The sequence below is a fragment of the Pseudomonas sp. PS02303 genome (assembly GCF_029959925.1).
Lineage (GTDB): Bacteria > Pseudomonadota > Gammaproteobacteria > Pseudomonadales > Pseudomonadaceae > Aquipseudomonas > Aquipseudomonas mandelii.
The window spans coordinates 1-7,799 of sequence record NZ_JASCOM010000266.1 but is presented as its reverse complement, the minus strand read 5'-3'; the positions used below and the strand labels follow the sequence as shown (position 1 = coordinate 7,799).

5 protein-coding genes are annotated in these 7,799 nt (G+C 62.6%); 2 read left to right on the top strand and 3 right to left on the bottom strand.

Features of this window, described 5'->3' with window-relative positions; genetic code table 11:
• Positions 1–83: 83 nt before the first annotated feature.
• From QMX98_RS29800 to ptsP, 3 genes are read right to left on the bottom strand one after another with little or no spacing between them, the layout of a single operon-like run.
• Positions 84–1,823, bottom strand: a complete 1,740-nt coding sequence (locus tag QMX98_RS29800; protein WP_145309757.1) for a PTS fructose-like transporter subunit IIB — start codon at positions 1,821–1,823, stop codon at positions 84–86.
• An 11-nt stretch (positions 1,824–1,834) separates the two neighbouring features.
• On the bottom strand, positions 1,835–2,776 hold the full coding sequence (gene pfkB / locus QMX98_RS29795; protein WP_077747394.1) for a 1-phosphofructokinase: 942 nt from the start codon (positions 2,774–2,776) through the stop codon (positions 1,835–1,837).
• A complete protein-coding gene (gene ptsP / locus QMX98_RS29790) occupies positions 2,776–5,637 on the bottom strand; it encodes a phosphoenolpyruvate--protein phosphotransferase (RefSeq protein ID WP_010463459.1) in 2,862 nt (953 codons plus the stop codon). The genes pfkB and ptsP overlap by 1 nt, the downstream gene beginning before the upstream one ends.
• A gap of 291 nt (positions 5,638–5,928) precedes the next feature.
• On the opposite strand from ptsP, the gene cra reads away from it, so the two are divergent.
• Complete coding sequence (gene cra, locus QMX98_RS29785) at positions 5,929–6,924, top strand: catabolite repressor/activator (protein WP_010463461.1); 996 nt, start codon at positions 5,929–5,931, stop codon at positions 6,922–6,924.
• A 3-nt stretch (positions 6,925–6,927) separates the two neighbouring features.
• Positions 6,928–7,704, top strand: coding sequence for a TatD family hydrolase (locus tag QMX98_RS29780; RefSeq protein ID WP_282411822.1), 777 nt, complete (start codon positions 6,928–6,930; stop codon positions 7,702–7,704).
• Positions 7,705–7,799: the final 95 nt, after the last annotated feature.

Genomic DNA, 7,799 nt, shown 5'->3' with positions numbered 1-7,799 from the left:
GCCCGCGAAGGCGATCTGACAGACACCTGTTTGTTGAATGTTAAACCGTCTTCGCGGGCAAGCCTCGCTCCTACAACGTGGTGTCAGGCTTTGGCGGGTTCGAGTGCCATCTCAACAGCTTCCGGCCGCTTGAGCAGCGCATACGCCACCGCCGTCAGCAGGCTCCCCGCCACAATCGCCAGCAGATACAACAGCGCATGGTTGATCGCATTCGGGATCGCCAACACAAACAACCCACCGTGCGGCGCCATCAGTTTGCAGCCGAAATACATCGACAACGCACCGGTCAGCGCGCCACCGGCAATGCTCGCCGGAATCACTCGCAACGGGTCTTTGGCGGCAAACGGAATCGCCCCTTCGGAGATGAAACACAGCCCCAATACCAGCGCCGCTTTACCGGCCTCGCGCTCGGTCTGGGCAAATTTGCGCCGTGCGATAAACGTGGCGATGCCCAAGCCAATCGGCGGCACCATACCGGCGGCCATGGTCGCGGCCATCGGGGCATAACTTTGCGAGGCCAGCAGCCCCACCGAGAACGCATACGCGGCTTTGTTGATCGGCCCGCCAAGGTCGACGCACATCATCCCGCCGAGCAGCACACCGAGCAGAATCGCGTTGGTGGTGCCCATGCTGTCGAGGAAGTGCGTGAGCCCTTCGAGCATCCCTGCCACCGGTTTGCCGACGATGTAAATCATCACCAGGCCGGTGAACAGGCTCGCCAGCAACGGGATGATCAGGATCGGTTTCAGTGCCTCAAGACTTTGCGGCAAGCGCGCATAACGATTGATCGCCTGCGCCGCATAACCGGCAATGAAACCGGCAATGATCCCGCCGATAAAACCGGCGCCCAGGGTGCTCGCCAGCAGGCCACCGATCATCCCCGGCGCCAGGCCCGGACGGTCGGCGATCGAGTAGGCGATGTAACCCGCCAGCAGCGGCACCATCAACTTGAACGCGGTCTCGCCACCGATCTGCATCAGTGCGGCGGCGAGTGTGCCTTCCTCCTTGAATGCGGAAATGCCGAACACGAACGACAAGGCGATCATCAGACCGCCCGCCACCACCATCGGCAGCATGAACGACACGCCCGTCAGCAGGTGTTTATAGACGCCGGTCTTCTCTTGTTTGGCCGGGCCTTTGGCACCGGTCGACGCGGTTTCCTGCCTGCCTTCGGCCAGCGCTTTATTCAGCGTCGCCTCGGCTTGCTTCAACGCAATGCCAGTACCGCAACGGTAGATTTTCTTGCCGGCAAAACGCTCGGTGGCGACTTCGATATCGCACGCCAGCAGCACCACATCGGCATCGGCAATCGCTGCAGCGCTGAGTGGATTGCGCGCACCGACCGAGCCTTGGGTTTCCACTTGCAGGTCATAGCCCAGACGCTTGGCCGCTTGCTGCAAGGCTTCGGCCGCCATGAACGTGTGAGCGACACCGGTCGGACACGCCGTGATCGCCACCAGGCGTGGCGCGTTTTGAACGGTGGTAGCAGGTTGCTCGACAGCTTCGGGCGCGACATACACCTGAGCTTCTTCAGCCCCGCGTCGTAGCACCGCTTCGACATCCTGCAGGGCATGCGCGGGCGTGCTCTGGAACACTTTCTTGCCGACGAATCGCGACATCTCCACCGGCGCACTGGTGACCAGCAACACCCACTCGGCCGCTTCAATCGTGGCAGCCGACAGCTGACGTTCCGGATGCGCGGCATCGACCACTTCGACGCTGGTGCTCCAGCCCTGACGCTGGGCCGCTGCATCGAGCAAACGGGCGCACAGCACACTGGTGACCATGCCGTTCGGGCAGGCCGTAACAATGGCTAGTTTCATGACAAACCCTCTTATTGTTCTGTCAGGGTGCGGATGCGCACGCCCTGTTCGAGCCGCGCCAACTGCGCGACATCGCCAATTCCGAAACCGATCTGCGTGACCGCCATCGCGGCGATTGCCGTGGCGGTGCGCAGGGTCTGTTCAGGCGTGTCGGCACTGAGCAAACCGTGGAGCATGCCGGCCAGCAACGAATCGCCCGCGCCCACGGTGCTGACGACGCTGACCTTGGGCGGCGTGGCGTGCATCGCCGAGCCGACACTGAACCAGTTCACGCCATCGGCCCCGTGGGAGATCACCACATGCTCGATGCCTTGAGCGTGCAAACGGCTCGCCGCTTCGGCTTGTGCCGCCACCGATATCACCTCGCAGCCCAGCACGTCGGCCAGCTCTTCAGTGTTCGGTTTGATCAACCACGGGCCGGCCTTGAGCGCTGCACGCAAGGCTTCGCCGCTGCTGTCGAGGGCAACGTTCAGACCGAGGTTTTTCAAACGCTCAATCAACGCCTGCAACCACTGCGGGCTTATCCCCTGCGGCAGGCTGCCGGCCACCACGACCGCGTCATGACCGGGCGCAATCTGCTCGAGTCGATCCAGCAGCGCCTGCTGAGCCGTCGCATTGACCATCGGCCCCGGACCGTTGATGTCGGTGATCCGACCATCGTTTTCCGCCAGTTTGATGTTGCTGCGCGTCTCACCGGGCACCCGGATGAACGCATCGACAAAACCGCGTTTGGCGAACAGGGTTTCGAACGCTTGAAGGTTGTCCTCACCGAGGAAACCGCTGACCGTCAGCTGATGGCCGAGGTCGGCGAGCACCTGCGCCACGTTCACGCCTTTACCGGCGGCGTGGGTGTGCATTTCGTCGCTGCGATTGACTTGACCGGGCTCGAGGCGCGGCAACTGCACCGTCAAGTCCAGCGCCGGGTTGAGCGTCAGGGTCAGGATTTTGGCCATTACAGGGCCTCCACTAATGCGCGCACTTCATTGGCGCTGCCCACGGCCAGGGCCTGTTGGGCGAGAATTCTGGTTTGGCTGAGGCTGAGTTCGCGGATGCGTGCCTTGACCTCGGCAATGCTGCGACCGGACACGCTGAGTTCGTCCACGCCGAGACCGACCAGCACCGGCACCGCCAGCGGATCGGCTGCCAGCTCGCCGCACACGCCGACCCACTTGCCGTTGGCATGGGCCGCGCGCACGGTGATGTCGATCAGTTGCAGCACAGCCGGGTGCAAGCCGTCAGCCTGGGCCGACAAGGTTGGATGCCCCCGGTCGATGGCCAGGGTGTATTGAGTCAGGTCATTGGTGCCGACGCTGAAGAAGTCGACTTCCTTGGCCAGCACCGGCGCCAGCAAGGCCGCCGATGGCACCTCGATCATGATCCCCAGTTGCAGATCAGCCACCGGGATTTCCAGACGCAGACGCTCGGTCATGTCCCGCGCCTGGCGCCACTCATCGACGCTGCCGACCATCGGGAACATGATCCGCAACGGGCGGTTGTCCGCTGCACGGAGCAAGGCGCGCAATTGCGCTTCCATGATCTGCGGACGCTGCAAGGTCAGGCGAATGCCACGCACGCCGAGGAACGGGTTTTCTTCTTTCGCAATCGGCCAGTACGGCAGTGGTTTATCACCACCGACATCGAGGGTGCGAACCACCAGGGGACGACCGGCCAGGCCGTCGAGGACGCGCCGGTATTCGACTTCCTGGGTGGCCTCGTCCGGCGCCTGGGAATGGGCCATGAAAATCAGTTCAGTGCGCAGCAAGCCGATGCCTTCGGCACCCTGCTCCACCGCGCTGGTCACGCCGGCACTTTCGCCGATGTTGGCGAACACTTCGACCGCATGGCCGTCGGTGGTCAGCGCCGGTTGATGGCGTTGTTCGGCGGCGGCTTTCAGGCGTTGTTCGCGGGTGTCGCGTTCTTCAGTGGCGCGCTGCAAGGTTGCCGCGTCGGCGTCCACATGCAGGCGACCGCGCTGACCATCAATCAGCAACGGCGTGCCCGGCGCCAGCAGCAACACCGCCGCACCGGCGCCGACCAAGGCCGGAATGCCCAGCGCCCGGGCGACAATCGCACTGTGAGCGGTCGCGCCGCCACGGGCCGTGAGAATGCCGGCCACACGGGTCGGATCGAGACGGGCAACGTCGGACGGGCCGACTTCGTCCATCACCAGAATGTACGGCTGATCGGGTTCACTCGGGGTTTCGACGCCACTGAGTTGCGCCAGCACCCGACGACCGATGTCGCGCAGGTCAGCAGCCCGTTCGGCGAGCAAGGCGTCCTGCAACGATTCCTGTTGTTTGGCCGCCGCTTCAATCACCGCCATCCACGCCGCTTCAGCGCTTTCGCCTTGCTTGAGGCGGGTGTCGACTTCATCGGTCAATTCCGGGTCGTCGAGCATTTCCTGGTGGGTGATGAAAATCTCGCGGATGGCTTTGGATTTGCTGCGTTCGATCAAGCCTTCGATGTCGCGGCGCACGTGCACCAAGCCCTGCTTGAGACGTTCACGCTCAATGGCGGCAGACTCGCCACGCAACGGGTATTCGATGGTTTGCAGCACTTGAATGTGCGCCGGGCCAATGGCGATGCCCGGTGCAGCGGCAATGGCCTGGACCAGACTGCCGGACGCTGGCGCCAGGAGCACTTCGGCGACATCGGCAAACACCTCGCGCTGCTGGCTCACCGCGGGCAACGGCTCGACGTCTTCACCGAGGCCTTCTTCGATGGCGGCCAGCAAGGCTGGCAAGGCATCGGCGGCGATGCTCGGTTCAGCGACGAACTCCAATACCTGACCGCGCCGGGCGCCGAGGCTGAGCAGTTTGCTCAAGCTCTTCACCGACACGGCGCTGTCCTGGCCATCGACGATGCGCACGCGGATTTCGCCTTCAAAACTTTTCGCCAACTGCGCGAGGATCTTCGCCGGGCGGGCATGCAAACCGTGGGCGTTGGCCAAGGCAATACGTGCGCTCGGCCAGTCCGCCGGCAGTTCACCGCCCAGCACTTCAAGGACTTTACGGCTGCTGGTGGCGCGACCCAATTCATGGCCACGGCCTTCGATCAGCAGCGCACACAGGCGTTCGAGCAAAGCCTGATGCGCCTCGCCGAGGCTGGCCAGGCAGAACAGGCCACTGAGGGGCTGGCCGAGGTAGCGCATGGGCTTGTCCGGCGTGACGAACGCCAGGCCCGGACGCTTGACCGTTTGTTCGCTGTGCAGCCACCACAAGCCATCGCCCAGCGGCAGCGCTTCGACCTGTTGCAAGACGGCGGAGAACCCGTTACTCACGCAATCGGCCTGGCGCAGCAAACGCGCGCCGCGCCATACAAGTTCTTCGAAGTCATCGGCGGAGACACCAAGGCCGATCATTTGTGCATCCAGCGCCAGTTCCTGCGGTGCCCCTTGCAGCAGTTTCAACAAGGCTTCGGCGGAACTGGCGCGACGCAGGGCCTGGCCCAGGTCGGTTTCTCCGAGGGCACGGGTCAGCAGTTGCAGCAGTCGCAGGTGTTCATCGGATTTGGCGGCAATGCCGATCGCCAGGTAAACGATCTGGCCGTCGCCCCAGTCCACGCCTTCGGGGAATTGCATCAGCCGCACGCCGGTGGAAAACACCTGATCGCGGGTTTCCGGCGTACCGTGGGGGATGGCAATACCTTGACCGAGAAAGGTCGAGCCCTGGACTTCCCGGGCCTGCAAACCGGCGAGATAACCCTCGGCCACCAGGCCATCGGTGACCAGATGCCCGGCCAGTAATTGCAAGGCTTCGGACTTATCCACAGCCGACTGGCCCATGGATATCTGCTCTATGGTGAGCTCGAGCATGCTTTCTCCTTTTTGGCGTCTGTGGGCGCCAGGTATTGTTTTGGATGATTCCAGCTTAGGCGCTTCGTCATCATTTTTGGCGGTTTCACGGCAGAACCGGCCAAATGCGCTTATAACGTAGAAAATACGCTTGCTGAAACGTTTAATCTAGAATGATTGGCACGTTACTCGATTATGTCCCATCCTTGAAGTCCAACTTGTCGGAAGCGTTGCGACAATGGTCGTCTGCCCGAATCGGGTAGGATTGTCGAAAATGTCGGGGCAAGCTCGAACAAACAAGGAAATCCCGAGTTGAAACTCAGTGATATCGCACAGTTGGCCGGTGTGTCCGTTACCACCGCCAGTTATGTCATTAATGGCAAGGCCGAGCAGCAACGTATCAGCAGTGCCACCGTCGAGCGCGTTCGTGCGGTCGTCGAACAACATGGCTTCACGCCCAACCCTCAGGCGGCGGGGCTGCGCAGTCGGCACACCCGCACTTTGGGCTTCATTCTGCCGGACCTGGAAAACCCCAGTTACGCAAGAATCGCCAAACTGCTCGAGCAAGGCGCCCGGGCGCGCGGTTATCAATTACTGATCGCCAGTTCCGACGATGCGCCGGACAGTGAGCGGCAATTGCTGCAACTGTTCCGCGCCCGGCGCTGTGATGCATTGATCGTCGCCAGTTGCCTGCCGGCCGGAGATGACAGTTATCGTCTGTTGCAGGCCAAAGGCATTCCGATCATCGCCATCGACCGGGTGATGGAGCCTGAGCATTTCTGTTCGGTGATCAGCGATGATCGCGAGGCCAGCCTGCAACTGACCCGCAGCCTGCTCGACCCGCTGCCCAAGCAAATCGCGCTGATCGGTGCCCGCCCCGAGCTGAGCATCAGCCAGGAACGTGCCGCCGGGTTCAAGGAGGCGTTAAGCGGGTTCAAAGGCGACGTGCTGATCGAGCACGGCGAATCGTTCAGCCGTGAGTGCGGCAAGCAGTTGATGGAGGAATTGTTACAGCGCCTTGGGCATTTGCCGGATGCGCTGGTGACCACGTCTTACGTGCTGCTTCAAGGCGTGTTCGATGCCTTGCACGACTTCCCGCTGAAAACCCGTCCGCTGCGCCTAGGCACCTTCGGCGACACGCAGTTGCTGGACTTCTTGCCGCTGCCGGTCAATGCCATGGCCCAGCAGCATCAGTTGATTGCCGACAAGGCGCTGGCGCTGGCGCTGGCCGCCATCGAGCAGTCCGACTACCAACCCGGCGTGCAAGCCATCGCGCGGACCTTCAAGCAGCGTATTCGCCAGGACTGAACCGTGGAGCTGATTGACAGCCACACTCATCTGGATTTTCCGGACTTCGACGAGGACCGCACGGCGCTGCTCGCCGAAAGCCGCGCCCTCGGGGTACGGCGGATGGTGGTGCTGGGGGTTTATCAGGGCAATTGGCAGCGGGTCTGGGACCTGGTGCAGAGCGACCCCGACCTGCATGCGGCGCTCGGTTTGCACCCGGTGTACCTGGACCAGCATCGCCCTGACGATTTACTCGAACTCGGTGACTGGCTGACCCGCCTGGCGGGTCATCGGCAATTGTGTGCCGTGGGCGAGATCGGTCTGGATTACTTCATCGAAACCCTCGACCGTGAGCGCCAGCAGGCCTTGTTCGACGCGCAACTGCAACTGGCGGTGGACTTCAATCTTCCGGCGCTGATTCATGTGCGGCGCAGCCATGCCGCGGTGATTGCCACGCTCAAACGGTTTCGATTGAAACGCGCGGGCATCATTCATGCCTTCGCCGGCAGCACGGAAGAGGCGCGCGAATACATCAAGCTCGGTTTCAAACTGGGCCTGGGCGGCGCCGCGACCTGGCCGCAGGCGCTGCGCATGCACCGCGTCCTCGCTGACCTGCCCCTGGAATCAGTGGTGCTGGAAACCGATTCACCGGACATGGCGCCCGCCATGTTTCCCGGTCAACGCAACAGCCCGGCGCACCTGCCGGCGATTTGCTCGGCGCTGGCCGGCATCATGGCGACCAGTCCCGAGCAATTGGCGGCCGCAAGCACGGCCAATGCCTGCGAGTTGTTCAACTGGTAAATCAGCCCTGCACAAAAACCTGTGGGAGCGAGCCTGCTCGCGATAGCGGTGTGTCAGTCGACATCATTACTGACTGACGCACCCCTATCGCGAGC